We start from the raw sequence: 24239 nt of genomic DNA, 5'->3' as shown, positions 1-24239 counted from the left end.
GCGCCGCGGCGTCGATCGAGGGATTTCGCGGCGCTGCGGGAGCGGCCCCGACGGACCGTGAAATGGGCCGGAGGCTTGCACGGCTCCGCCGGCGGAGGGGTCTCCGCACATGGGCATGGAATGGACCGCGCGGCTGGCGGTCGGCATCGACGACATCGACGCGCAGCACCGGGAGCTGTTCCGCAGGGTGAACGGGCTCGTCGCCGCCATGGGCGAGCGCCGCGGGCGCGAGGAGCTCGCCGAGGTGATCGCGTTCCTGCGCGCGTACGTGGACGTCCACTTCGAGGCGGAGGCGCGGCTCATGGCGCGCACCCGCTACCCGGGGCGCGCGTTCCACGCGGCCGAGCACGCGCACTTCCGCGCGCAGGTGGAGGAGCTCGCCGCGCGCATCGCGGCGGAGGGGCCGGAGTCGCACCACGCGGTCAAGCTGGGCGGGATCCTCTGCGACTGGCTCCGGCAGCACGTGCTGCTGACCGACCGCCAGCTCGCCGATCACGTCCGCGCCGAGGACCTCCTCGACGAGGGGTGGCGCGACGGCGGCGACGGCGCCGGGGAGCGCTAGCCGAGGACGTTCAGGCCGCCCTTGCGCGCCGGAGGGCGCGGGGCGGCGGGCAGCGGGCGGGCGGCGCGCGACGGGTCGCGGGCCACCACCCGGCCGACGAGGTCGTACTCGGCCGCGTCGGTGATCTCCACGGTCACGATCTCGCCGGGGTAGGCGACGCCGTCGTTGATGTACGTGAGCCCGTCGATCTCCGGCGCCTGCTGCGCGTGGCGGCCGGCGAGCAGGTGCTCGGTCTCCTCGGCGCGCCCCTCCACCAGCACCTCGAGGCGGCGGCCGATCATGGCCCGCTGGTGCGCGCGCGAGATCCCCTGCTGCACGGCCATGATCCGGTCGCGCCGCTCGCGCTTCACGGCGTCCGGCACCTGCTCCGCCATCTCCGCGGCCGGCGTGCCCTCCTCCGGCGAGTACTCGAAGACCCCGAGCCGCTCGAAGCGCTGCTCCTCCACGAACCGGAGCAGGTCCTCGAAGTCCGCCTCGGTCTCGCCGGGCAGGCCCACGATGAGCGCGGTGCGCAGCGCGAGCCCCGGGATCCGGGCCCGGAGCCGCGCCAGCAGGTCGCGCAGGAACACCGAGTCGCGCCCGCGCTTCATGGCCCGGAGCAGCCGGTCCGAGCTGTGCTGGAGCGGCATGTCCAGGTACTTCACGATCTTGGGCTCGTCGGCCATCGCGGCCACCAGCGCGTCGGGCACGTCGCGCGGGTAGGCGTAGTGGAGCCGGATCCAGCGGATGCCGTCCACCCTGGCGAGCTCGGGCAGCAGGTGGTGGAGGCGCACCTTGCCGGGCAGGTCCTGCCCGTAGGCGGTGAGGTCCTGCGCCACGAGCGACAGCTCCACCGTCCCCTGGGCCGCGAGCGCCGCCGCCTCGGCCACCAGGTCGTCGATGGGCCGCGAGCGCTGGCCGCCGCGCAGCTTCGGGATGATGCAGAACGCGCAGGCGTTGTCGCAGCCCTCGGCGATCTTGAGGTAGGCGGTGTGCGAGGGGAGCGAGTTCACCCGCGGCGTCGCGGCGGAGTGGACGAAGTCCGGGTCCGGGACCACCAGCCGCTTCGCCTGCGCGTCGGAGACGATCCGGGCCACGTCCTGGTAGGCGCCGGTGCCGAGGAAGTGGTCCACCTCGGGCAGCTCGCGGGCCAGCTCCTCGGCGTGCCGCTGCACCAGGCAGCCGGTCACCACGAGCTTGCGGCAGCGCCCCTCGCGCTTCTGGTCGGCCAGCTCGACGATCGCCTCGACCGACTCCTCCTTGGCGCTCTCGATGAAGCCGCAGGTGTTGACGACGATGACCTCGGCCTGCGCCGGGTCCTGCACCAGCCGGTAGCCGGCCTCGGCGAGCGTGCCGAGCATCACCTCGCTGTCCACCCGGTTCTTCGGGCAGCCGAGGGTGTGCATGTAGACGCGGGTGGCCATGGGGACGCGCGATCTAACAGACCGGGGGGCCCGGGGCAATCCAGCCCCCTCCCCAGGCCGGGGGAGGGGCGGCGCGGCGCCGGGTCACTCCCGGAAGTTCTGGAACTGCAGCGGGATGGAGAACCCGGCCGCGCGGATGGCGTGGATGGCGGCCTGCAGGTCGTCGCGCTTCTTGCCAGTCACCCGCACCGCCTCGCCCTGGATGGCCGCCTGCACCTTGATCCCGCTCTCCTTCACCTTCGCCACGATCTTGCGGGCGTCCTCCACCTTCAGCCCGCGCTTCAGCTTCACCAGCTGGCGCACGTGGCCGCCCGAGGCCGGCTCGAGCTTCTGCGGGTCGAGCGCCTCCAGCGCCACGCCGCGCTTCGCCAGCTTCTCCATGAGGACCTGCAGCGCCGCCTCGGCCCGCCCCTCCGAGCCGGCCCGGATGACGAGGTTCAGCTCCTTGTCGCGCTCGAGCTCGGTGTGCGTGCCCTTGAAGTCGAAGCGCTGCGCGATCTCCTTGCGCGCCTGGTTGAACGCGTTCTCGACCTCCATGAGGTCCACCTCGGAGACGACGTCGAAGCTCGGCACGGCAGGCTCCTCGCGAGTCGGGGCGGCGCGGCGGCCGCCGGTTCACAGCTCCAGGACCACCGGTAGCACGGGGGGCTTCTTGCCGGTGGTCCGGCGGAAGAAGCGGCGCACCGCGAGGCGCACCGCCTCCTGCACCTCGGCGGGATCGGTGCGCGCCTGCGGCGAGAGCTCGCCGAGGCCGGCCAGCACCTCGGCGCGCAGCTCCTCCTCGGCCCCCTCGAACCCGGCCACCCCGCGGGCGAACAGCTCCGGGCCGCGCACCACCGCGCCGGTGGTCCGCTCGATGGCCAGCACCGCGATGCACAGGCCGGTCTCGGCGAGCAGGCGCCGGTCGCGCACCACGAGGGCGCCCATGTCGGCGCCGAGCAGCGCGTCGCGATCGGTGTACACGCGGCCGGTCGCCACCGGCTCGTCCAGCACGCGCACGCCCGCGTCGGCGAGCTCCAGCACCTGCCCGTCCACCAGCACGTCGCGCCCGGCCACGCCCTCGGCCGCGGCGTGGGCGGCGTGCCGCGAGAGGTGCCGGTACTCGCCGTGGATGGGCACGAAGTGGGCCGGGCGGGCGAGCCGGATGAGCCGGCGCTGCTCCTCGGCCTGCGCGTGGCCGGAGACGTGGAGCGGGGCGAGCCCCTCGTACGCGACCTCGGCGCCGCGCCGGCAGAGCTCGTTCACCACCTGGCCGATGGCGATCTCGTTCCCGGGGATGAAGCGCGAGGAGAGCACCACCAGGTCGCCCGGCGCGACGGCGAGGTCCGGGTGCTCGCCGCGGGCGAGGCGCGCGAGCGCGCTGCGCGGCTCGCCCTGCGTGCCGGTGGTGAGGACGCACAGCTCGCGCGGCGGGAGCGTCCGCGCCTCCTCCGGCGACACCGGCATCCAGGCCGGCAGCTCGAGGTAGCCGAGCTCCTGCGCGAGGCGCGCGTTCGCCTCCATGGAGCGGCCCAGGAACGCGACCCGCCGGCCGAACGCGCGCGCCGCGTCCACGATCTGCTGCAGCCGGTGGACGTTGGAGGCGAAGCAGGCCACGAACACCCGGCCGCGCGCCCGCTCGAACGCCTGCTCCAGCGCCGGGCCCACCTGCGACTCGGAGAGCGAGGTGCCCTCGCGCTCGGCGTTGGTGGAGTCGGAGAGGAGGAGCCGCACGCCCTTGCGGCCGAGCGCCTCGATGCGGTCGAGGTCCATGCCCGGCCCGCGCACCGGCGCCGGGTCGATCTTGAAGTCGCCGGAGTGGAGCAGCGTCCCCTGCGGCGTCGAGAGGGCCAGGCCGCAGGCGTCGGGGATGGAGTGGGTGACCGCCAGGAACTCGGCCGCGATCGGCGAGGCCTCGCCGGCGGGGCGGACGTCGCCGGGGCGCACCTCGCGCAGGTCGGCGCGCACGCCGGCCTCCTCCAGCCGCGGCCGGAGCAGGGCGAGCGTGAAGCGCGTGCCGTAGACCGGCACCGGGACCTCGCGGAGCAGGAACGGCAGGGCGCCCAGGTGATCCTCGTGGCCGTGGGTGAGGAACACCGCGCCCACCTGCTCGCGCCGCTCGCGCAGCCAGGAGAGGTCCGGCGCGATGAGGTCCACGCCCAGGTTCTCGTTCGGGAAGAGGACGCCGCAGTCCACCACGGCGATCCGGCCGTCGCACTCGACGGCCATGCAGTTCATCCCGATCTCTCCGAGCCCGCCCAGGGGCACGATCCGCACCGGCGCCGCCACGGACCCAATGTACCGCCGGTCGCGCCCGGACGCAGCGCGCGCGCGCCGGCCCCCCGGGCTGCGGCCCCCCGGCGCCCGTGGTAGCCTGCCCGCCCCGTGGCCGCCGCACGCCGCATCCTCGCGCTCCCGCTCGCGCTCGCGCTCGCCGCCCTGCCGGCGCAGGCCGACGGGCCCGCGCGCGGCGCGACGCCGGCGCCGACCCCGGCGGCGTCGCCGCCGGAGGACGGCGCGGCGCGGGCCCCCGGCCCCGAGGTCGTGCGCCTGCGCTGGGCCTGGCCCGCGCCGCTCGAGGCCCAGGTGACCTGCCGCCGGACCCGCGTGCGCACCGGCGCGCCGCCCTCGGTGTTCACCGCGCGTTACCGGCAGCGCGCCGCGCCCGCCGGCGCGGGCGAGGCCGGGCTGGCCATCTCCACCCGCGGCACCACCTGGGAGGGCGACCTCCCCTGGGCGCCGGCGGTGGCGCGGCAGGCGCTGCACGCCTCCGAGCAGCTGGTGCAGCGCATCGGGCCGGACGGCGCGTTCGCGGCGCTGGAGGGCGCCGAGGCGCTGCGCCCGGCGCTGCGCAGCCTGGTGGACGGCGCGGGCGTGCAGGGCGAGCAGGCGGAGCGCGCGGTGGCGCGCGCGGAGGCCGGCGCCCGCGGCGAGGCGGAGGAGCTCTGGAACCTGTCGGTGGGGTTCTGGATCGACGCCGACCTGGTGCTGGGCCAGGAGTACGTGATGCCGTCGGAGTCGGAGCTGCCGCTCCTCCCCGGCGTGCGCGGCCCGGCGTCGGTCGAGTTCGCGGTGCGGCGGCGGGTGCCCTGCGCCGCCGCCGAGCGCACCGCCCGCTGCGTCGAGATCGTGCTCCACGCCACCCCCGAGCCGGCGGCGCTGGCGCGCCACGCGGCCGCGCTCCGGGCGCGGCTCGCCGAGGGCGCCGAGTCGCCGGTGCCGGTGCCGGCGGCCCACGGCCGCGACGGCGGCGAGCTGCAGGCCGAGAGCACGCTGGTGCTGGTGACCGATCCGGCCACGCTCGTGCCGCGCCGGGTGGCCTGGACGCGCGCGGTGCGGCTCGCGACGGCGGAGGACGGCGCGCCCGCGCTCGAGCACGTGGACCGGGTCGAGTACGACTACCGCTATCCGGGGAAGGCGCCGGCCGCGCCGCCCGCCCACCGCCGCCGGCACGCGCCGGGCGCGCCGCTCCCGCCCGCGCCGGTCCCGGCCCCGGTCCCGGTGGCGCCGCTGCCGGCCGCGTAGACCCCCTGCGGAGGCCGCCGCGTTGGGCTATCTTCCGGCCCCCGTGGCCGAGGACCTCCTCCAGGATCTCAACGACGCCCAGCGCGAGGCGGTGCTGCACGACGACGGCCCGCTGCTGGTGCTGGCCGGCGCGGGGAGCGGCAAGACCCGCGTCATCGTGCACCGCATCGCGCGGCTGGTGCGCGACCGCGGGGTGGTGCCCTGGCACGTGCTCGCGGTCACCTTCACGAACAAGGCCGCCGGCGAGATGCGCGAGCGGCTCGAGCGCCTGCTCGGCCCGCTGGCGCGCGAGCTGTGGGTCCAGACGTTCCACGCGTTCGGCGCCCGCTTCCTGCGGCGCGAGGCGGCGCGGGCCGGCCTGCCGCCCTCGTTCGCGATCTACGACGACGACGACCAGCTCCGGCTGGTGAAGCGGATCCTGGCCGAGCTGGGCCTGGACGAGGCCGAGGGGCTCACGCCGCGCCGGGTCCTCTCGCAGATCGACCGCTGGAAGAACCAGGCGCTCCGCGCCGCCGAGGTGAAGGTCGCCGGCCTCGATCCGGACGCCGCGCGCTCGAAGGAGGTCTACCACCGCTACGAGCAGGCGCTCGCGCGCGCCGGCGCGGTGGACTTCGGCGACCTGCTGCTCCGGCCGGTGCGCCTGCTGGACGAGGACGCGGCGCTGCGCGCCCGCTGGGCGGGGCGCTTCCGCTACCTCCTCGTGGACGAGTTCCAGGACACGAACCCGGTCCAGTACCGGCTGCTGCAGCTCCTCACCGGCCCGCGCCGCAACGTCTGCGTGGTGGGCGACGACGACCAGGCCATCTACCGGTGGCGCGGCGCCGACGTCTCCAACATCCTCGGCTTCGACGGCGACTTCCCCGGCACCAAGGTGGTGAAGCTGGAGCAGAACTACCGCTCCACCCGCACCATCCTCGACGCGGCGCACGCGGTGATCTCGCGGGCCCGGCGCCGGCGCGAGAAGCGGCTCTGGACCGAGTCCGGGGCGGGCGCGCCCCTGGCGCTCGTCGTCGGCGAGGACGAGCACGCCGAGGCCGAGCGGATCGCCCGGGCGGTCGCGGCCGAGCGCGGCCGCGGCACCTCCGGCGACGAGATCGCGGTGCTGTACCGGACGAACGCGCAGTCGCGCCCGCTCGAGGCGGCCATGCGGGCGGCGCGCATCCCCTACGTCATCGTCCGCGGCACGAGCTTCTACGAGCGCGCCGAGGTCCGCGACGCCGCCGCCTACCTGCGCCTCGCGCTCTCGCCCGCCTCCGACCTCGACCTCGAGCGGGTGGTGAACCGCCCGCCCCGCGGCATCGGCGAGAAGACGGTGGAGCGGCTGCGGGCCCACGCCGCGGCCCGGGGCGTCCCGCTCGTCGAGGCGGTGGCGGAGCGCGACGCGGTGGCCGAGCTGAAGCCGGCGGCGCGCCGGGCCCTGGCCGAGTTCCACGACCTCGTGACCGGCCTCGCCGCGGACGTGCCGGCGCTCGACGCCGGGGTGGCGGTGCAGGAGGTGCTGAAGCGCTCCGGGATGCTCTCGCGCCTCGAGGAGGAGCACACCGACGAGGCGGTGGAGCGCGCCGAGAACCTGGCCGAGCTGGTGGCCGCCGCGCGCGAGTTCGACGAGTCCATCGCCGGCGAGCCGCCGCCCGGCGATCCGGACGAGGTGCGCCCGCCCCCGCTGGCGCGCTTCCTCGAGCAGATCGCGCTGCTGGGCGAGGCCGACGCCGAGACGCCCGAGGGGCGCGTCGCGCTCATGACGCTGCACGCGGCGAAGGGGCTCGAGTTCGAGGCGGTGTTCCTGGCCGGGATGGAGGACGGGACGCTGCCGTACGAGCGGCCCTGGGCCGACCAGTCCGCGTCGGAGCGGGACGAGTCGCTCGACGAGGAGCGGCGCCTCTGCTACGTCGGCATGACCCGCGCGAAGCGGCGGCTGACGCTCTCGCTGGCGCGCCGGCGCATCGGCTACGGCGAGAGCGGCCCCTCCTACCGCAACATGGAGCCCTCGCGCTTCCTGCGCGACCTGCCGCCGGAGCTGTTCGGCGACGCGGTGGCGCGCGAGGTGCGCGCGCGCGAGGCGGCCCAGGCGGCCGCGGTGGCGCGCGCGCCCACCATCCGGCGCCTCCCCGGCGCGCTCGAGGGCGAGCCGCACATCGAGCTCGACGGGGACGACCTGCCCCAGGCGCCCGCCCCCGCGCCCCGCCCGCGCCCGGCGGCCCCGCGCGGCGAGCCCACCGTGGACTACTCGTTCGACCAGCGCGGCGACGCCGGCGCGGCCGCCTTCTCGCGCGGCGAGCGGGTGGCGCACGCGTCGCTCGGCGAGGGCGTGGTGCTCGCCTGCGACGGCGGCGGCCCGGACGCGAAGGCGACCGTGCGGTTCGCCTCGGTCGGCGACAAGCGCGTCCTGGCGCGGTTCCTCCGCAGAGCCTTCTAGGCGGCCCTGCCCCGTTCGCCCGAGCGCGGGGCGCTCCGCCCCGGCGCGCACGCCCCGGCGCGATCGCCCGCCGGCACCGGCGCGGGCGTAAGATTCCGCCATGGCCCAGGCCGCCCCGACGACGCTCCCGCAGGTGACGGAGGCGCTGGTCCGCGACCTCCCCAAGACCGACCTGCACTGCCACCTGGACGGCTCGGTGCGGCTCGCCACCGTGCTCGAGCTCGCCGAGCAGCAGGGGGTGCGGCTCCCCGCCGACACGCCCGAGGGGCTGGCGAAGGCCATCCACATGGGCGAGGTGTGCGCCTCGCTGGAGGACTACCTCACCGCGTTCGACGTCACGCTGGCGGTGCTGCAGACCGAGGAGGCGCTGTACCGGACCGCCTACGAGCTCGCGCTCGACGCGGCCGCCGAGAACGTCCGCTACCTCGAGGTCCGCTACTCGCCGGTGCTGCACACCAGGAAGGGCCTGAAGCCCACCACCATCGTGGACGCGGTGCTGGCCGGGCTCCGGGCGGCGCGGCGCGAGACCGGGCTCGAGTCGAACGTGATCATCTGCGGGATCCGCCACATCGATCCCACGACCTCGGTGCGCCTCGCCGAGCTGGCGGTCGCGTACAAGGGCAAGGGCGTGGTGGGCTTCGACCTGGCCGGCGCGGAGGAGGGCCACCCGGCGCGGCGGCACCGCGACGCGGTCCAGCTCATCCTCGACAACAACGTGAACGTGACCATCCACGCCGGCGAGGCGTTCGGGCCGGAGTCGATCGCGCAGGCGGTGCACTGGTGCGGCGCCCACCGCATCGGTCACGGGGTGCGCCTGCGCGAGAACGGCGATCTGCTCAACTACCTGAACGACCACCGCATCCCGCTGGAGATGTGCCCGTCCTCGAACGTGCAGACGGGCTCGGTGCAGGGCTTCGCGAGCCACCCGCTCAAGTTCTACTTCGACTTCGGCCTGCGGGTCTCGGTGAACACCGACAACCGCCTCATCACCGACACCACCGTCACGAAGGAGCTGCTGGTGGCGCACCGCGAGATGGGCTTCACGCTGGAGGACCTCTGCACCGTGCTGGTGCAGGGCTTCAAGAGCGCGTTCCTGCCGTTCCGCGACAAGCAGGAGCTGCTCCGGCGGGTGAACCTCGAGATCGCGCAGGTGCTCGCCCGGCACGGCGCGCCCGCGCCGGCCGCGGGCGAGGGCGCCGCCCGGGCGGCGGCCGGGGCGAGGACGCCGTGAGCGCGCGCCTGCGCTACCGCTCGCCGGTGGGGATCCTCACGGTCGAGGCGAGCGACGAGGGCGTGTTCGGGCTCTCCTTCGGCGACCGCGGGCCGTCGCGCCCGGGCCCCTCGGCCCGCGCGCGCGGCCACCTCGACGCGGCGGCGCGGGCGCTCGACGACTACTTCGCCGGCCGGCCGCCCTCGCTCCCGCCGCTCGTCCTGCAGGGGAGCGCGTTCCAGAGGCGCGTCTGGGAGGCGCTCCTCGCCATCCCCTGGGGCGAGACCCGCACGTACGGGGAGGTGGCGGAGGCGCTCGGCGCCGCCGGCGGCGCCCGGGCGGTGGGCGGCGCGAACCACGAGAACCCGGTGGCGATCCTGGTGCCGTGCCACCGCGTGGTCCAGGCCCGCGGGCGGCTGGGCGGCTACGGCGGCGGCGTGGAGGTGAAGCGCTGGCTGCTCGCGCACGAGGCGGCGCACGGCCCGGTGCTCCGCCCGGCGTGAGCCGCCCCGCGCGTCTCCCCCGACGAGGCGCGCGCGGCCGCGCAGCGCGGCCCGGATCGCGCCGCCGCCCGCGCGCCCGCTTCCTTGCCCTGCCCGGAGCCGGTGCGTAGCATCGGAGGTGTTCCTCACCCTGGACCGGAGTCACCGATGGCGAAGCTGCTCGCGATGATCCTCGCCGGCGGAGAGGGGCGCCGCCTCGACCCGCTCACGCGCGATCGCGCCAAGCCGGCGGTGCCGTTCGGCGGCCGCTACCGGATCGTGGACTTCGTCCTGTCCAACATGGCGAACTCCGGCATCCTCAAGATGAAGGTGCTGGTGCAGTACAAGTCGGAGTCGCTCAACACGCACGTGCAGCGCGCCTGGCGGCTCACCTCGCTGCTCAACCAGTACGTGGAGCTGGTCCCGGCGCAGATGCGGGTGGGCCCGAAGTGGTTCGAGGGCTCGGCCGACGCCATCTACCAGAACCTCAACATCATCACCGACGAGGAGCCCGACTTCACGTTCGTGTTCGGCGCCGACCACGTCTACCGCATGGACGCGCGGCAGATGCTGGAGTTCCACCAGGACCGCAAGGCGGACCTGACGGTGGCGGCGGTGCCGATCCCGGTGGAGGAGGCGAGCGAGTTCGGCATCATCGAGGTGGACGCGGACGGGCGGATGGTCGGCTTCGTGGAGAAGCCCACGTCCGACCCGAAGACCATGCCGGGCGACCCGACCCGCTGCCTCGCCTCCATGGGCAACTACCTGTTCTCCACCGAGGCGCTGGTCCAGGAGATCGTGCGCGACGCCGGCGATCCGGCGAGCGCCCACGACTTCGGCAAGTCGATCGTCGCCTCGATGCACCAGCGCAAGCGCGTCTACGTCTACGACTTCGCGCTGAACGTGGTGCCTGGGCAGACCGAGCGCGAGCGCGGCTACTGGCGCGACGTGGGCTCGGTGGACGCCTACTTCCAGGCCAACATGGACCTGGTGGCGGTGGACCCGATCTTCTCGCTCTACAACGACGAGTGGCCGATCTTCACGGTCCAGTACAACTACCCGCCGGCCAAGTTCGTCTTCAACAACGAGCGCGACAACCGGGTCGGGCGCGCCACCGACTCGCTGGTGTCGGAGGGCTGCATCATCTCCGGCGCCCACGTCCACCACTCCATCCTGTCGCCCAAGGTGCGGGTCAACAGCTACGCGACGGTGGAGGAGTCGATCGTCTTCGAGAACGTGAACATCGGCCGCCACTGCCGGATCCGCCGCGCCATCATCGACAAGCACGTGGACATCCCGGCCCACACCACCATCGGCTTCGACCACGAGAAGGACCGCAAGCACTTCCACGTGACCGAGAGCGGGATCGTGATCATCCCGAAGGGCATGCGGATCGAGGCGGGGCGGTAGCGCCCCTCGACTCCGGCCGCCTGCGGCGCCCCTCGACTCCGCCCGCCTGCGGCGGGCTACGCTCGGGGTCGGGGTGAGCGGGGGCTCGGCTAGCGGCGCGCCAGCCGCTCGGCCTTGTTGAACGCGATCTGGAGATCGACCGGCTTCTCCATCACGTCCCAGGCGCCGAGCTGGAGCATCAGCTCGCGGAGGTGCTGGTCGGAGCCGGCCGCGCTGATCACGAGGACGGGGATGCCCTGGGTCCGCGGGTCGGCCTTCAGGCGGCGGAGCGCGTCGCGGCCGTCCACCTTAGGCATGGCCACGTCGAGCAGGATGAGGTCGGGCCCCTGGTCGGCCGCGGCGGTGAACGCCTCGGCGCCGTCGCGCGCGACGAGGACGGTGTGCCCGCGGCTCTGCGCGTAGGCGGTGTACAGCCGGGCGACGGCGGGATCGTCCTCGGCGACGAGGATGCGGAGCGGGGAGGGTTCGGGGGCCATCCGGAGGGGGAGGATACCTCCGCGGCCCGCCGGCGCAACGACCGCCCCGTCGTGCCTCGTGCGGGCGGGGGCATGCCAGGCCGTTTGGACACCGGGGGGCCGTGACGGGGGGCCGGTCGAGGCATATAACGCGAGGCGCCATGATCGCGAGCCCGCTCCTCGTCGCAGCGCTCCTCACCGCCGCGCCCGCCGCCGCCGCCCCACCCCCGGGCGACGCGCCGGAGATCCCCTACACCATGTTCACCCTGGGGAACGGCCTCACCGTGATCCTGCACGAGGATCACACCGCCCCGCTCGTCGGCGTCCACGTCCAGTACGACGTCGGCTCGAAGGACGAGCGGCCCGGCCGCACCGGCTTCGCCCACCTCTTCGAGCACCTCATGTTCCAGGGCAGCGCCCACCTGCCCAAGGGCGAGGCCGACCGGCTGGTGGACGCGGCCGGCGGCGAGGCGAACGGCGGCACCAGCCCGGACAGCACCGTGTACTGGGAGCAGGTGCCCTCCGGCGCGCTCGAGCAGATGCTCTTCATCGAGGCCGACCGGATGGGCTGGATGTTCCCCACGCTCACCCAGGAGAAGCTCGACAACCAGCGCGACGTGGTGCGGAACGAGCGCCGGCAGTCCTACGAGATGCAGCCGTACGGGCTCGTGTTCGAGAAGCTCCTCGCGAGCCTGTGGGATCCGCAGTTCCCCTACCACTGGCAGACCATCGGCACGCACGAGGACCTCGAGGCGGCCACGCTCGCCGACGTGAAGCAGTTCTTCGAGCGCTGGTACGGGCCGGAGAACGCGGTGCTCGCCATCGCCGGCGACATCGACCCGGCGCGGACGCGCGCGCTGGTGGAGAAGTGGTTCGGGCCCATCCCGGGCAAGGCCCGGCCCGCGCACCAGGCGCCGGATCCGAAGCCGCTCACGGCGGAGCGGCGGGTCTCCATGGACGACCGCGTGCAGCTCCCCCGGCTCTACCTCGCCTGGCAGACGCCGCGGGTGTTCGCGCCCGGCGACGCGGCGCTGGACGTGCTCTCGAGCGTGCTCTCCGACGGCAAGAGCGCGCGGCTGGTGAAGCGGCTGGTGATGGACGAGCAGATCGCGCAGGGCGTCTCGGCCGGGCAGATGAGCCAGGCGCTCGCGAGCATGTACCTCGTGGTCGCGACGCCGAAGCCGGGCGTCCCGCTGGAGCGGCTGGAGCGCGAGATCGACGAGGAGCTGGCGCGGATCGCGCGCGAGCCGCCCACGGCCGAGGAGGTGCAGCGCGCCAAGAACAAGATCGAGGCCGGCGCGGTGTTCGGCCTCGAGCCGGTGGGGGGCTTCGGCGGACGCGCCGCCTCGCTGGCCGGCTACTACGTGCGGACCGGCGACCCCGGGTACCTGGCGAAGGACCTGGCCCGCTACCGCGCCGTGACGCCCGCCGACGTGTCGGACGCGGCGCGGCGCTTCCTGCGCAAGGACGCGCGCGTGGTCCTCACCGTCCACCCCAGGCCGGCCGCCGCCGGCGCCGCCGCCGGGAGCGCCCGATGACGCGCAGCCTCCGATCCCTCGCCGTCCTCCTCGCCGCGGTCCTCGGCTGCGCCGGCTCCCGGCCGGCCCCCGCGCCGGCGGCGCCCCCCGCCACGCCGCCGCAGGCCGCCGCCGCGCCCGCCGGCCCGGATCGCGGCCAGGTGCCGGCCATCGGCGCCGCGCCCGAGCTGCACCTCCCGCAGCAGCGCCACTTCGCGCTCGCGAACGGCCTGCGGGTGCGGCTCGTCGAGCACCGGCGGCTGCCCATCGTTGCGCTCAACCTGGTGGTGCGCGCCGGCGCGGTGAACGACCCGGCGCGCCTCCCCGGCCTGGCGAGCTTCACCGCCAGCATGCTCACCGAGGGCGGCACCCGCTCCCGCACCGCCACCCGGCTCTCCGACGAGGTCGGCTTCCTGGGCGCCTCGCTCGGCGCCGGCGCCGGCCAGGACGCGGCCTCGCTCTCCGGCTCGTCGCTCTCGCGGCACCTCCCGAAGCTGCTCGACCTGTTCGCCGACGTGGCCATGAACCCGGCGTTCCGGGCGAAGGACTTCGCGCGCGTGCAGGACCAGCGCAAGGTGACGCTGCTCCAGCAGCGGGACCAGCCGGCCACCATCGCCGGCAAGGCGTTCCTGAAGGCGTACTGGGGCCCGGACCACCCCTACGGCCACTACGTGCTCGGCGACGAGGCCTCGGTGGCGGCCACCCGGCCCGCCGACCTGGCCGCGTTCCACGCGCGCTTCTGGCGCCCCGCGAACGCCGAGCTGGTGGTGGTGGGCGACGTCTCCGAGGCCGAGCTGCGGCCGCTGCTCGAGCGGACGCTCGGGAAGTGGCCGGCGGGCACCGCCGCTCCGGCCCCCCGCGCGCCCGCGCCGACCGCGCCGCACGTCACGCTCCTGCTCGACAAGCCGGACGCACCCCAGACGCTGGTGATGCTGGGGATGCCCGGGCTGGCGCGCGCCTCGCCGGACTACGTCGCGGCGACGGTGGCGTTCCAGGTGCTGGGCGGCGGCATGTCCTCGCGGCTGTTCCGCACGCTGCGCGAGGAGAAGGGCTACACGTACGGCATGGGCGCCGGCGCCGACGCGCGCCGCCTCGGCGGCGTGAGCATCGTGCACGGCAACGTGAAGGCGGAGGTGACCGGCGCCGCGCTGGGCGACCTCCTCGGCGAGATCCGCAAGCTGCGCGAGCAGCCGGTGGGCGAGGCGGAGCTGGCGGACGCGCGGAACGCGCTGGTCCGCTCGCTGCCGGCCGACTTCGCCACCGTGGGCGGCATCGCCGGGCGCGTCGCCGAGCTCGTCATCCACGGCCTCCCCGACGACTACTGGAACGGCTACGCCGACGCGGTCCGGAACGTCGGCCCGGCCGACGTGCAGCGCATCGCCGAGCGCTACCTCGATCCCGCGCGCTCGACGCTCGTGCTGGTGGGCACGCCGGCCGCGGTCCGGCCGCAGCTCGAGGGGCTCGCCATCGGCAAGGTCGAGGTCCGCCCGGTGCCCGGCGCCACGCCGGTGCGCGCGCCGCCGCGGAGCCCGAGGGTGCGCACGCAGCGGCCGCCGGCCTCCTCGCCGGCTCCCTAGCCCCCCGCCCGTCAGCCCCCTCGGCTACACTCGGGCACCCGGCGGTCCCAGACCGCCGGGCCTGCCCATGGCCGATCTGCAGAACGAGTTCTCCTGGTCGAAGTCGCGCCACGAGAAGTTCGCCGAGTGCCGGCGCGCGTACTTCTACGCCTACTACGGGAGCTGGGGCGGCTGGGAGGCCGCGCACGGCACCCCGGTGCGCGAGCTGTACGTCCTGAAGAAGCTCTCCTCCCGCTGGCAGTGGGCGGGCTCGGTGGTGCACGGCGCGCTGAAGCAGATGCTCTCGGCGGCGCGGGTGAGCGGCACGTTCTGGGCGGCGGAGAAGCTGCTCGACCGCACCCGCCGCAAGGCGCGCGCCGAGTGGGCCGCCTCGCGCGACAAGTCCTACTGGCGCGAGGCCTCGCGCATCACCGGCCTCGTCGAGCACGAGTACGGCGAGCCGGTCTCCGACGCCGACTGGAAGCGGCTGTTCGAGCAGGTGGTGGACGGCGGGCTGCGCGGCTTCTACGCGAGCGAGGCGCTCGAGACCATCCGCGCCACGCCGCGCGACCGCTGGCTGTCGGTGGACGAGCTCGACGCCTGGGACTTCGAGGGCACCAAGATCTGGGTGGCGGTGGACTTCGCCTACCGCGACGCCGAGGGCCGGGTGCACATCCTCGACTGGAAGACCGGCCGCGAGCGGACGGTGGACCACACCCAGCTCGGCATCTACTCGCTGTACGCGCAGCGGAAGTGGGGCGCCGCGCCGGACGCGGTGGTGGGCGGGCTCGTCTACCTGGCCGCGCCGGAGGACGGCGGCGCCGGGCGCGTGTCGGTGGCGGTCGATCCGGCCGCGCTGTCCACCTGCCAGGACCAGATGCGCGCCTCCATCGCCGCCATGCGCGGGGCGCTCGTCGATCCGGCCCGGAACGTGGCGGTGGAGGACGCCTTCCCCCGGCCCGACGACCGGGTCGCGTGCCGGCGCTGCCCGTTCCGCCGCCCCTGCGGGCGGCTCTAGCCGGGCGCGAGCGGCCTGCGCATCCAGCGGGCCGGGAGGGCGAGGCCGCCCGGGAGCGGCGCCCTCGCGGCGCGGCCGGGGCGGAAGCCGAGCCGGGCGTAGAAGCCGATCGCGGGCCCGGCCGCGAGCACGCGCAGCGCCGGGACGCCGGCCCTCCGGGCCCGCCGCTCCACCGCGGCGACGAGCGCCGCGCCCACCCCGCGGCCGGCCGCGGAGGGCCGCACGAACACCGCGGTCAGCTCCGCCCCGCGCCAGGCGGCGTACCCCGCCACCCGGCCGCCGCGCTCCGCCACGAGGTACCGCTCGCCGCCCGCGCTCATGGCCCACAGGTGATAGAGCGGCGGGAGCGAGCCCCACGCCGCGCGCAACCGGGCCGGGAGCGCGCCGGCGGCGCCGCCCCGCACCGCCGCGCGCATCGTCCGCGCGATCGCCGGGGCGTCGGCGGGCCGTGCCGCGCGGAGCCGGAGCGCGCCGGGGCGGCGGGTCGCGCTCAGGGCTTCGCGTCCTTGTCGGCGAGCCCGTGGCGCGCGAGCTTCTCGTAGAACGTGGACCGGTGCAGGCCGGAGAGCTCGGCGGCGCGCGCCACCTGCCCGCCCGCCTCGCGCAGCACGTCCTCGAGGAACCGCCGCTCCCAGGCGTCGCGGGCGCGCCGGTAGCGCCCCTCGTCGGCGCCGCCGGCCGCGTCGGCGGGCGGCGTCAGCTCCGGCGGCAGGTCGGCGAGCGTGATGGCCTCGCCGCGCGCGAGCAGCAGCCCGCGCTCGATGGCGTGCTCCAGCTCGCGGATGTTGCCGGGCCAGGCGTGGTCGAGGAGCGCCCGCATGGCCTCGGCGTCCGGCTGGAGCGGCGGGCGCGAGAGGCGCAGCGCGTGCTTCTGGACGAGGTGCTCGACGAGCAGCGGGATGTCCTCGCGGCGCTCGCGGAGCGGGGGCAGGCGCAGCGGGACCACCCGGAGCCGGAACCAGAGGTCCTCGCGGAACTTCCCCTCCTTCACGCGCCGCTGCAGGTCCTCGTTGGTGGCCGCCACCACCCGCACGTTCGCCTTGCGCGGCTTGCGGCTGCCGACCGGGATGAACTCGCCGTCCTGCAGCACGCGCAGGAGCTTCGGCTGGAGCGCCGGGGGCAAGAGGCCGATCTCGTCCAGGAACAGCGTGCCGCCCTCGGCCTCGGCGAAGAACCCGGCCCGCGGCTGGTCGGCGCCGGTGAACGCGCCCTTCTCGTGGCCGAACAGCTCGGACTCGGCCAGGTTCTCGGGGATGGCGCTCATGTTGAGCGCCACGTACGGCCCCTGCGCGCGCGAGGACAGCGCGTGGGCGGCGCGGGCGAGCAGGTCCTTGCCGGTGCCGGACTCGCCCTCGATGAGGATGGGCACGTCGGAGGGCGCGATGCGCTCCAGCATCGAGACCAGGTCCTTCATGGCCTGCGACTTGCCCACGATGCCGTGCACGCTGAACTGGCCGGCGAGCGCCGAGCGGAGGCGGGCGTTCTCCTTCTTCACCCGCGCGTGCTCCACCGCGCGCGCCACCACCAGCTCCAGCTCCTCCGGCTCGAACGGCTTCTTCAGGTAGTCGAACGCGCCCGCCTTCATCGCCTCCACCGCGGTCTCCACGGTGGCGAACGCGGTGACGAGGATGACCGGGATCTCCGGCACCTTCGCCTGGAAGCGGCGCAGCCCCTCGATGCCGTCGATGCCGGGCATACGCAGGTCGGTGACGATGCAGTCGAAATCGGCGCGCTCCACCGCCGGCACCGCCTCCGCGACCGACCCGAAGTCGTAGACGTCGTAGGAGCGGGCCAGCGTGCGCTTCATCATCTGGCGCGCGCTGTCCAGGTCGTCGATGACCATCAGGCTGGGCTTCTTCGCGCTCGCCATGGCTACCCCGCGCCGCCGGCCGCGGCGCCCGCGGCGGCGCCGGCCTCGGCGGCCGGCAGGTGGACCCGGAACGTGGCGCCGGCGCCGGGCGCGCCGGCCACCTCCACCGTGCCGCCGTGCGCCTCGGCGGCCTGGCGCACGATGGCGAGGCCGAGGCCCGTCCCGGTCGCCTTGGTGGTGAAGAACGGCTCGAACACGTGCGCGGCCGCCTCGGCGTCGATGCCGGGGCCGGTGTCCTGGAACTCGACCACCAGGCCGCCCGGCTCGCGCAGCGCGCGCACGGTGAGCTTCCCGCCGCCGCGGTCCTGCATGGCCTGCACCGCGTTCACGCCCAGGTTGAGGAACGCCTGGCGCAGCAGCTCCGCGTCGGCGAGCAGCTCGGGCAGGCCGGGCTCGACCTCCACCGCGCGCTCCACCTTCGCGTGCGCCGCGGCCGGGCCGAGCACCTCCACCGCCTCGCGCAGGATGGGCTCGACCGGCTGCACCAGCGGGTGGACGGTGCGCGCCCGCGCGAACACCAGGAAGCGCTCGATGAGCCCGGCGGCCCGGGTGACCTCGCGCCGGATCGCCTCCACGTCGGAGCGGTGCGGCGAGTCGTCGGGCAGCTCGCGCGAGGTGACCGCGGCGTAGCCGCGGATGACGTTGAGCGAGTTGCCGATCTCGTGCGCGAACCCGGCGGCGATGCCGCCCAGCGTGGCCAGGCGGTCGGCGCGCAGCACCTCGCGGGTCTTCTGCGCCACGCGCTCCTCCAGCTCGGCGATGAGCCGCTGGTTCTCGGCGCGCCGCTCGTCGAGCCGGGCGGACATGTGGTTGAAGGCGCGGACGAGATCGACGAGCTCGCGGTCCTCCGGCTCCTCCAGCCGGACCCCGCGCTCCTCGGCGAGCGACTCGGCCGCGCTGGCGAGCGAGACGAGCGGCTGCGTCACCTGCCGGATGAAGATGGCCGCGAGCAGGTGGCCGAGCACGATCCAGAACGCCGCCACCGCGGCGGCGCCCCAGGCGAGGTCGCGGGCGGCGCCCACCACCTCCTCGTGCGTGAAGTCCACCCGCACCGCGCCCACCACCGCCCCGGCGCGCACGATGGGCGCGGAGGCGACGATCCCCTCCGGCCGCACCAGGCGCGAGAGCGTCTGGAGCGGCCAGTCCGCCGGCTGGAACTCGCTCGGCGGCACGCCCTCGGGGCAGGGCTGCCCGGTGCGCGACACGCACGCGAGCACCTTGCCGGCCGAGTCCACGATCCAGGCCCGGTCGAGCGGCGCCGAGGACACCAGCCGCTCGAGGAGCGCCGGCAGCGCCTCCGGGCCGCCGGGGTCGAGCCCGCCCTCGCGCACCCAGTGCGAGGCGCCGGTGGCGGTGGTCGAGGCGAGCGCCACGCCCTCGCGGAGGAGCAGCTCCTGCCCGCGCACCAGCTCGCGCCAGAGCGCCACCGCGGTCACGCCGGACATGGCGAAGATGATGACGCCCGCGATGAGCACGAACAGCTTCAGCCGCAGCGTCATCGCACGCCCCCGTCGGTCGGGAAGCTGGGCAGCGGGGCCCCCACGAACGCGTGGCAGGTCGTGCAGGCGGTGCCCTCGGCGTGCGCCTTGCCCGACGGGTGGCAGCGCAGGCAGTCGGCCTGCTCGGCGGTCCAGGTGTGCGGCTTGTGGCACTCGAGGCAGGCGCGGTGGCCGCGGTTCGCGTGCAGGCCGCCCCGGGCCATGGCGTCGGAGCCGTGGCACTCGGCGCAGGCCGCCAGCGTCTGCCCGCTGGGCCGGTGCGGGCGGTGGCAGGCGCTGCAGCTCATCTCCATGGGCGCGCCGTGGTCCGCCCCGTGCTCGTTCATGGGCGCGTGGATGCCCTGCGCGGTGTGGCAGCGCATGCAGTCGCGGCGGGTGGGGCGCAGGCCCTGCTCGCTGCCCAGGAACTCGTGGCAGGCGAAGCAGTGCAGCGCCGCCATCTTCTCCACGCCCACCGCGTGCTTCGGGTGGCACTCCTCGCACTTCTTCGCCACCGGCTCGAAGCCGTGCATGGAGGCGGCGTGGCAGCGCACGCAGGCGATGCCGCGCTCCTGGTAGTGGATCCGGTGGCCGCGCGAGTTGCCCACCTGCGGCCAGCGCGGGTCGTGGGAGAAGTGGCACTCCGCGCAGGCGCCCACCTCCACCTCGGCGTGCTTCCCCTTCGGCTTCTGGCCGGCCAGGAACGCGCGCAGCATGGCGAGGCCCTGCTCCGGCGTGGAGTGGTGGCAGCGCTGGCAGGAGACGCTCCGGTGCGTCCCGCCCATCCACAGCGCGAACTCCGGGCTGGCGCGGTGGCAGGTGGCGCAGAGGCGCGGGTCCTCGTCCACGAACTCCTTGAAGCGGAGGAACCCCGCCACCAGCCCGAGGAGCGCCAGCGCGGCGAGCCCTGCCAGGATCGTCTTCGCGTTCCTCGAGAGGCGCATGCGATCCGGCGATTCTAGCCCGTTCCGCGCGATTCCCGGAGCCTGCCGCCGGAAACGGAAGGGGCCGCACGGAATCCCGTGCGGCCCCCCGTCAGCTCGACCCGGCGAGCGGCCGGCTAGCCGTTCTGCTCGTCCTTGAGCCGGTCGTACTCCAGCGGATGCTCGTGCTTCATCGCCTCGATCGAGATGCGCCCGTTCAGCCAGGCCCAGTTCATCGGGAAGATCGAGGGCTTCAGGTGCACGTTGTAGAAGTGGACCGTGAAGAGGAACAGGATGGCGAGCGTCGCCTCCTCGCCGTGGATGATCTGCGCGGCGGTGATGAGCCAGCCCGGCGCCCAGCTCGCGAACCAGACCGGGAACCAGAAGATGAACCCGGTGCCGACCATCATCACGATGCCCCAGAACACGGCCCAGTAGTCGAACTTCTCCAGGTACATGTACCGGTCGAACTTCGGCCGCTCCTTCTTCACGCCCATCATGAAGAGGATGTTGTCGCGCATGTCGAGCGCGTCCTTCGGGACGGGCAGCATCGACAGCGGCAGCCGCTTCTTGGAGGCGAGGAACGTCAGGTAGAACAGGTGGTAGGCGGCCGAGATGATGATGAGGACCGCGCCCACCCGGTGCCAGGTGGCCGCGCCCTCGGCGCCGCCGAACACCTTCATGAACGCGCGCGAGTAGGTGGCCGCCTCCGCGTCGCCGGCGCCGCGCAGCGGCCAGCCGGTGATGCCGAGCAGGATGACGCCCGAGAGCATGAACCAGTGCTGGATGCGCTGGTGGAGGTCGAAGCGGATGACCGAGCGGACCGCGTCGGCGCTCGGGCCGTGGCCCCCCTTCTTCGCGAGCCGGGTGCGCAGCTCGTAGATGAAGTCCACCAGCACGTGGAACGCGAAGAACAGCAGCGTCAGCGTGGTGAGCCAGGAGAACGCCACGTGGACGATGTGCGGGATGACGCTCCCGCCGGTCTCGTGCAGCGGCTTGTGGGCCACCAGGCCGGCGAAGGTGTCGGTCGCGCCGGCGTGGCAGCGGGCGCAGGCCTGCTTCTTGTTCGCCGCGCTCACCGTGGACGCGGGGTCGGTCTTCGACACGATGGCGTGCGTGCCGCCCGCGTCGGCCGCGGCCGCGTGGCAGCTCACGCAGGTCGGCGCCGCCGCGTTGCCCACCCGCGTCAGCCGGCCGTGGATCGAGTCGTGGTAGGTGATGACCGCCTCGGGGTTGAGCCCGGCGGCCTCGGCGAACGCCTCGTTCCCGTGGCAGGCCTCGCAGCGCTTCGTCATCTCGCGGCGGTCGGCCGGCACGGGCACGCGCTTGCCGTCCTTCGGCGCGTACTCGGCGAGCTTCGCCGGGATGGAGTGCGGGGAGCCGTGGCAGGAGGCGCAGGTCGCGCCCGGCGCCTTGGTGTCCTGCGCGAGCCACTTGCCGTGGACCGACTTCGCGAACGCGTCGGCCTCGGTGGTGTGGCAGCTCTGGCAGGCGAGGTAGGCGCGCGGCGCCGTCACGCCGTGCTTCGCCTCGCCCTCGCCCCAGGCGCCCTTCGCCAGGCGCGCCACGGTGGCCTGCTCGGCGGCGGAGAGCGCGGGCAGCTCGCCCTCGTGCGGGCCCTCCTTGTAGCCGGCGTGGCAGTCGGTGCAGCCCACCTCGGCCTGGCCGTGGACCGAGCCGGGGAAGGCCTTGAAGTCGACCTCGGGCGCGCCGCCGCCCTTGTCGTGGCACATGAGGCAGGACTCGGCGTCGGCCGGCAGCGCCGGGGCGGGCTTCGCCTCCTCGGCGCGGGCGGCGGTCGAGAGGAGAAGGGCAAAGGCAAGGAGGGTGGCTCGCATAGGCGTGGTCCGCGTGTGCAACCGATGTGCCCCGGTCGCGCGCCGGGGCGATGACTCAACCCACGGAGAGGACACGGGTTTGCGTGAGGTCAAGGGACGGGATGACGCAGGGTTTGCGTGGCGCGGGGGTGCGGCGGAAAGGATCTGCGCGATGCCGCGCGCGCCCATCCGCGCATGGCGGGATCCCCAGGGTGGGGGAAAGAGGCGGGCCCGGCCTCGCGGCCGGGCCCCGGGGTCCCCGCCCGCGAAGGTCAGCGGCTCGACTGCTCCTGGGCGACCGGGCGGCGCCCGGCGATCGTGAGGATCGCGCCCACCGCCGCGCCGGCGGCCGCGCCGGCCACCGCGAACAGCGAGGCGACGCCCACCACGCCGAGGCCCATCCCGAACACGATCAGGCCGCGGACGAGCAGGGTGGGCTGCACCGGCGTGCCGACGATCCCGCCCGCGAGCAGCAGTCCGGCGTAGCCGCCGTAGAGCAGCGCCGGGAGGAGCGCGATGGCGAGGAACAGCGCGAGGCCGATGCCGGCGCCGATGAGGGAGGGGAGCTTGTTCTGGGCCATGGCGTTCTCCTGGAGTCGCTGCGGGTTCGAGGTCCCGGGGCCGCCACCGTGGCGCGCCGCCGTCGTCCACCCGCTACTGCAGGAGCGCGGCCAGCCCCGCGCGACGCGATCTCGCGGGGTTGGCCGCGGGGCTGTCGGGAACTCCCGACCCGCTGCCGGGCGCGCCGGACGTGGACCGGCGCGGGCGGCGGCGTCGGGGCCGCGGCCTCAGGGCCGGCGCGCGGCGCGAAGCACCGGGTAGAGCCGGTAGGCCTCGTCGTAGGCCGGGTGGCGCCGGTAGAAGAACTCGAGCCGCGCGGCCGGGTCCTTCGCGAACGCCGGATCGGCGAGCCGCCGCTCGAACTCCGCCTTCACCGCCGGATCCTTCGCGAGCAGCGCCCGCGCCCACGGGTCGAGCACGTAGTCCTCGATGTACTCCTTCTTCTCGAACGCGGTGGCGAACGCGCCCCAGGCCACGAACGCGTCGGGCCCGGCTGGATCGAGCAGCATGGCGGCGAGCGGCGCGAGCGGCTGCGCCGAGGGGATCCAGAGCCAGCCCGGGGCGAGGTCGCGCGCCTCCGGGGCCCAGGCGCCGGCGAGCGTGGTCTGGTGGCGGCCCTCGAACGACTGAGCCTTCGCCTCGACGGCGGTGGCGCGGAACGCCTCGACCGCCGCCGCGGTCCGGGGGGAGGCCATCCGCTCGAAGCGGATGCCGTGCAGCCGGAGCTTCCCGGCCACCCACCCCGCGTGCGCGGCCGGGACGATCCAGCCGCCCTCCGGCACGCGCGCCCGCCCGACCACGAGCTCGTCCACCACCGGGACGTTCCAGACCTCCGGCCGCGCCTCGTCGTAGCGCGGGACCTTCCTCCCGAGCACCGGCGAGTCCTCGCGCACGTAGGCGTAGCCCTGGAACGCGAGCGTCCGCGTGCGCGACCCGGGCGTCCAGGCGATCTCCACCTCCCGCCCTCCCGACGCCGCGCCCTCGCGGTCGGCGCGGTCGGCGGCGGCGCGCCAGCGGCCGCCCCGCTCGGCGGCGAGGTCGAGCAGCGCGCGCACGAAGTGGGCGGTGGCCTTCACCCGGTGCGGATACGGCCGCCAGGAGTGGGTCTCGAGCAGGATGCCGAAGCGGTTCCGCGCGGCCCAGTAGCCGTGGCCGAAGCGGATGGGCGCGGGGTAGGGGGCGAAGCCGGAGGCGGGATCGCCGTCCTCGCGGAGCGAAGGGTAGAAGTCGAGCGGCAGGTGGCCCGCCGCGGCGAGCCGCTCCATCAGCGCGGCCGAGAGCGCCGCGCCCTCCTCGCGCAGCGCGGCCGAGTAGCCCTGGCGCGGCTCGACCATCACCGCGAGGTCGTGCTGGAACTGCGCGCCGTCGGTGACGTGGAGGTCGCCGAGGGCGATGGGGTCCCAGGCGTCCATGAGCCGGAGCACCGCCTGCGTCTCCGGCGCCTGCGCCGCGACGTAGTCGCGGTTCAGGTTCAGGTTCTGCGCGGTGGTGCGCCAGCCGGACGCCTCCGGGCCGCGCTGGTTCGGCCGGTGGTTCGGCCCGAAGCGCTCGTGCCCGTCGGCGTTCAGCACCGGCACGAACAGCGCCGTGACCTTCGCGAGCGGCCCGCCGTCCTTCGAGGCGAGCAGCTCGCGCAGCACCAGGAAGCCGGCGTCCTTGCCGTCGATCTCGGCGGCGTGGATGCCGCCCTGGAGGAGCACCACCGGCCGGCGCGCCGCCCGCGCGGCGCGGGGATCGAGCCCGCCGCCCGCGCTCGCCGCGAGCGCCACCAGCGGCCGGCCCTCGGGCGTCTCGCCGAAGGTGACGCAGCGGGCGCGCGCCGGGTGCGCGGCGGCGAGCCCGCGGCAGAGCCGGACCGCCTCGTCGTAGCGGCCGGTCTCGCGGAAGCCGGTCTGCTCGGCGGTGGTGGTGAGGTCGGCGCGGGCGGCGAGCGCGAGCGCGAGGAGCGGGGCCAGGGTGGGCGCGAGCATGGTGGGCGCAGATCCTAAGCGCCCCCCCGGCCCGCATCCACCTCCCGTGCGGCCCGGAGGGCCGCCGGGGGGATCAGCTCTGGGCGG

20 protein-coding genes are annotated in these 24239 nt (G+C 75.1%); 9 read left to right on the top strand and 11 right to left on the bottom strand.

Annotated features, from left to right (window positions below; genetic code table 11):
- Positions 1-115 precede the first annotated feature (115 nt).
- Entirely contained in the window at positions 116-562 is a 447-nt protein-coding gene (locus PSR1_RS07385) for a bacteriohemerythrin (RefSeq protein ID WP_237757862.1), read from the top strand.
- Here PSR1_RS07385 and rimO read toward each other — a convergent pair.
- The 3 genes from rimO to PSR1_RS07370 all read right to left on the bottom strand — a co-directional run bounded on the left by rimO (position 559) and on the right by PSR1_RS07370 (position 4233).
- A complete protein-coding gene (gene rimO, locus PSR1_RS07380) occupies positions 559-1965 on the bottom strand; it encodes a 30S ribosomal protein S12 methylthiotransferase RimO (protein WP_059436972.1) in 1407 nt (468 codons plus the stop codon). The two genes, PSR1_RS07385 and rimO, sit on opposite strands and share 4 nt — an antisense overlap.
- A gap of 84 nt (positions 1966-2049) precedes the next feature.
- A complete protein-coding gene (locus PSR1_RS07375) occupies positions 2050-2538 on the bottom strand; it encodes a YajQ family cyclic di-GMP-binding protein (RefSeq protein ID WP_059436971.1) in 489 nt (162 codons plus the stop codon).
- A 42-nt stretch (positions 2539-2580) separates the two neighbouring features.
- Positions 2581-4233 carry a ribonuclease J gene (locus tag PSR1_RS07370; RefSeq protein WP_237757861.1) on the bottom strand — a complete coding sequence of 551 codons (1653 nt, stop codon included), beginning with the start codon at positions 4231-4233 and terminating at the stop codon, positions 2581-2583.
- A gap of 96 nt (positions 4234-4329) precedes the next feature.
- Here PSR1_RS07370 and PSR1_RS07365 point away from each other — a divergent pair, with 96 nt between their 5' ends.
- The 5 genes from PSR1_RS07365 to glgC all read left to right on the top strand — a co-directional run bounded on the left by PSR1_RS07365 (position 4330) and on the right by glgC (position 10987).
- Positions 4330-5469: a hypothetical protein gene (locus PSR1_RS07365; protein ID WP_059436970.1), complete on the top strand. Its 1140-nt coding sequence runs from the start codon at positions 4330-4332 to the stop codon at positions 5467-5469.
- A gap of 43 nt (positions 5470-5512) precedes the next feature.
- Positions 5513-7885, top strand: coding sequence for an ATP-dependent helicase (locus tag PSR1_RS07360; protein ID WP_370539089.1), 2373 nt, complete (start codon positions 5513-5515; stop codon positions 7883-7885).
- 100 nt (positions 7886-7985) lie between these two features.
- The gene (gene add / locus PSR1_RS07355) at positions 7986-9116 is read left to right on the top strand and encodes an adenosine deaminase (RefSeq protein WP_059436968.1); all 1131 of its coding nucleotides are present in this window, start codon (positions 7986-7988) and stop codon (positions 9114-9116) included.
- Positions 9113-9598: a methylated-DNA--[protein]-cysteine S-methyltransferase gene (locus tag PSR1_RS07350; protein ID WP_059436967.1), complete on the top strand. Its 486-nt coding sequence runs from the start codon at positions 9113-9115 to the stop codon at positions 9596-9598. Before add ends, PSR1_RS07350 begins: the two co-directional genes overlap by 4 nt.
- Positions 9599-9745: 147 nt before the next feature.
- Positions 9746-10987 (top strand): glucose-1-phosphate adenylyltransferase, encoded by a 1242-nt coding sequence (gene glgC, locus PSR1_RS07345; RefSeq protein ID WP_059436966.1) that lies wholly within the window; start codon positions 9746-9748, stop codon positions 10985-10987.
- 89 nt (positions 10988-11076) lie between these two features.
- Here the strand turns inward: glgC and PSR1_RS07340 are convergent, their stop codons facing one another.
- On the bottom strand, positions 11077-11463 hold the full coding sequence (locus PSR1_RS07340) for a response regulator transcription factor (RefSeq protein ID WP_059436965.1): 387 nt from the start codon (positions 11461-11463) through the stop codon (positions 11077-11079).
- A 140-nt stretch (positions 11464-11603) separates the two neighbouring features.
- Between PSR1_RS07340 and PSR1_RS07335 the strand changes: the two genes are divergently transcribed.
- The 3 genes from PSR1_RS07335 to PSR1_RS07325 all read left to right on the top strand — a co-directional run bounded on the left by PSR1_RS07335 (position 11604) and on the right by PSR1_RS07325 (position 15533).
- Positions 11604-12980 (top strand): pitrilysin family protein, encoded by a 1377-nt coding sequence (locus PSR1_RS07335; protein WP_059436964.1) that lies wholly within the window; start codon positions 11604-11606, stop codon positions 12978-12980.
- The gene (locus tag PSR1_RS07330) at positions 12977-14536 is read left to right on the top strand and encodes a pitrilysin family protein (protein WP_059436963.1); all 1560 of its coding nucleotides are present in this window, start codon (positions 12977-12979) and stop codon (positions 14534-14536) included. Before PSR1_RS07335 ends, PSR1_RS07330 begins: the two co-directional genes overlap by 4 nt.
- 67 nt (positions 14537-14603) lie before the next feature.
- Positions 14604-15533, top strand: coding sequence for a PD-(D/E)XK nuclease family protein (locus PSR1_RS07325; protein WP_059436962.1), 930 nt, complete (start codon positions 14604-14606; stop codon positions 15531-15533).
- Here the strand turns inward: PSR1_RS07325 and PSR1_RS07320 are convergent.
- The 7 genes from PSR1_RS07320 to PSR1_RS07290 form a co-directional block, all read right to left on the bottom strand.
- Complete coding sequence (locus tag PSR1_RS07320; protein ID WP_059436961.1) at positions 15530-15949, bottom strand: GNAT family N-acetyltransferase; 420 nt, start codon at positions 15947-15949, stop codon at positions 15530-15532. The two genes, PSR1_RS07325 and PSR1_RS07320, sit on opposite strands and share 4 nt — an antisense overlap.
- Positions 15950-16023: 74 nt before the next feature.
- Positions 16024-17403 (bottom strand): sigma-54 dependent transcriptional regulator, encoded by a 1380-nt coding sequence (locus PSR1_RS07315; protein WP_059436960.1) that lies wholly within the window; start codon positions 17401-17403, stop codon positions 16024-16026.
- Between the two features lie 2 nt (positions 17404-17405).
- Positions 17406-18902 carry an ATP-binding protein gene (locus tag PSR1_RS07310; protein WP_059436959.1) on the bottom strand — a complete coding sequence of 499 codons (1497 nt, stop codon included), beginning with the start codon at positions 18900-18902 and terminating at the stop codon, positions 17406-17408.
- The gene (locus tag PSR1_RS07305) at positions 18899-19825 is read right to left on the bottom strand and encodes a cytochrome c3 family protein (RefSeq protein ID WP_059436958.1); all 927 of its coding nucleotides are present in this window, start codon (positions 19823-19825) and stop codon (positions 18899-18901) included. The genes PSR1_RS07310 and PSR1_RS07305 overlap by 4 nt, the downstream gene beginning before the upstream one ends.
- 116 nt (positions 19826-19941) lie before the next feature.
- Positions 19942-21642: a cytochrome b/b6 domain-containing protein gene (locus PSR1_RS07300; RefSeq protein ID WP_059436957.1), complete on the bottom strand. Its 1701-nt coding sequence runs from the start codon at positions 21640-21642 to the stop codon at positions 19942-19944.
- 251 nt (positions 21643-21893) lie between these two features.
- Positions 21894-22202 carry a hypothetical protein gene (locus PSR1_RS07295; protein WP_059436956.1) on the bottom strand — a complete coding sequence of 103 codons (309 nt, stop codon included), beginning with the start codon at positions 22200-22202 and terminating at the stop codon, positions 21894-21896.
- A gap of 207 nt (positions 22203-22409) precedes the next feature.
- Positions 22410-24152: a M14 family zinc carboxypeptidase gene (locus tag PSR1_RS07290; protein ID WP_059436955.1), complete on the bottom strand. Its 1743-nt coding sequence runs from the start codon at positions 24150-24152 to the stop codon at positions 22410-22412.
- Positions 24153-24239 lie beyond the last annotated feature (87 nt).

It is taken from the genome of Anaeromyxobacter sp. PSR-1 (genome assembly GCF_000964525.1).
GTDB lineage: Bacteria > Myxococcota > Myxococcia > Myxococcales > Anaeromyxobacteraceae > Anaeromyxobacter.
This window is presented reverse-complemented; position numbering and strand designations above follow the sequence as displayed.

Bases quoted from the DNA above. Each gene is read 5' to 3' on its own strand.
- rimO (WP_059436972.1), bottom strand. From the start codon at position 1,965: ATGGCCACCCGCGTCTACATGCACACCCTCGGCTGCCCGAAGAACCGG.
- PSR1_RS07385 (WP_237757862.1), top strand. From the start codon at position 116: ATGGAATGGACCGCGCGGCTGGCGGTCGGCATCGACGACATCGACGCG.
- PSR1_RS07295 (WP_059436956.1), bottom strand. From the start codon at position 22,202: ATGGCCCAGAACAAGCTCCCCTCCCTCATCGGCGCCGGCATCGGCCTC.
- add (WP_059436968.1), top strand. From the start codon at position 7,986: ATGGCCCAGGCCGCCCCGACGACGCTCCCGCAGGTGACGGAGGCGCTG.
- PSR1_RS07300 (WP_059436957.1), bottom strand. From the start codon at position 21,642: ATGCGAGCCACCCTCCTTGCCTTTGCCCTTCTCCTCTCGACCGCCGCC.
- PSR1_RS07335 (WP_059436964.1), top strand. From the start codon at position 11,604: ATGATCGCGAGCCCGCTCCTCGTCGCAGCGCTCCTCACCGCCGCGCCC.
- PSR1_RS07315 (WP_059436960.1), bottom strand. From the start codon at position 17,403: ATGGCGAGCGCGAAGAAGCCCAGCCTGATGGTCATCGACGACCTGGAC.
- PSR1_RS07325 (WP_059436962.1), top strand. From the start codon at position 14,604: ATGGCCGATCTGCAGAACGAGTTCTCCTGGTCGAAGTCGCGCCACGAG.
- PSR1_RS07290 (WP_059436955.1), bottom strand. From the start codon at position 24,152: ATGCTCGCGCCCACCCTGGCCCCGCTCCTCGCGCTCGCGCTCGCCGCC.
- PSR1_RS07320 (WP_059436961.1), bottom strand. From the start codon at position 15,949: ATGCGCGCGGCGGTGCGGGGCGGCGCCGCCGGCGCGCTCCCGGCCCGG.
- PSR1_RS07310 (WP_059436959.1), bottom strand. From the start codon at position 18,902: ATGACGCTGCGGCTGAAGCTGTTCGTGCTCATCGCGGGCGTCATCATC.
- PSR1_RS07340 (WP_059436965.1), bottom strand. From the start codon at position 11,463: ATGGCCCCCGAACCCTCCCCGCTCCGCATCCTCGTCGCCGAGGACGAT.
- glgC (WP_059436966.1), top strand. From the start codon at position 9,746: ATGGCGAAGCTGCTCGCGATGATCCTCGCCGGCGGAGAGGGGCGCCGC.
- PSR1_RS07330 (WP_059436963.1), top strand. From the start codon at position 12,977: ATGACGCGCAGCCTCCGATCCCTCGCCGTCCTCCTCGCCGCGGTCCTC.
- PSR1_RS07305 (WP_059436958.1), bottom strand. From the start codon at position 19,825: ATGCGCCTCTCGAGGAACGCGAAGACGATCCTGGCAGGGCTCGCCGCG.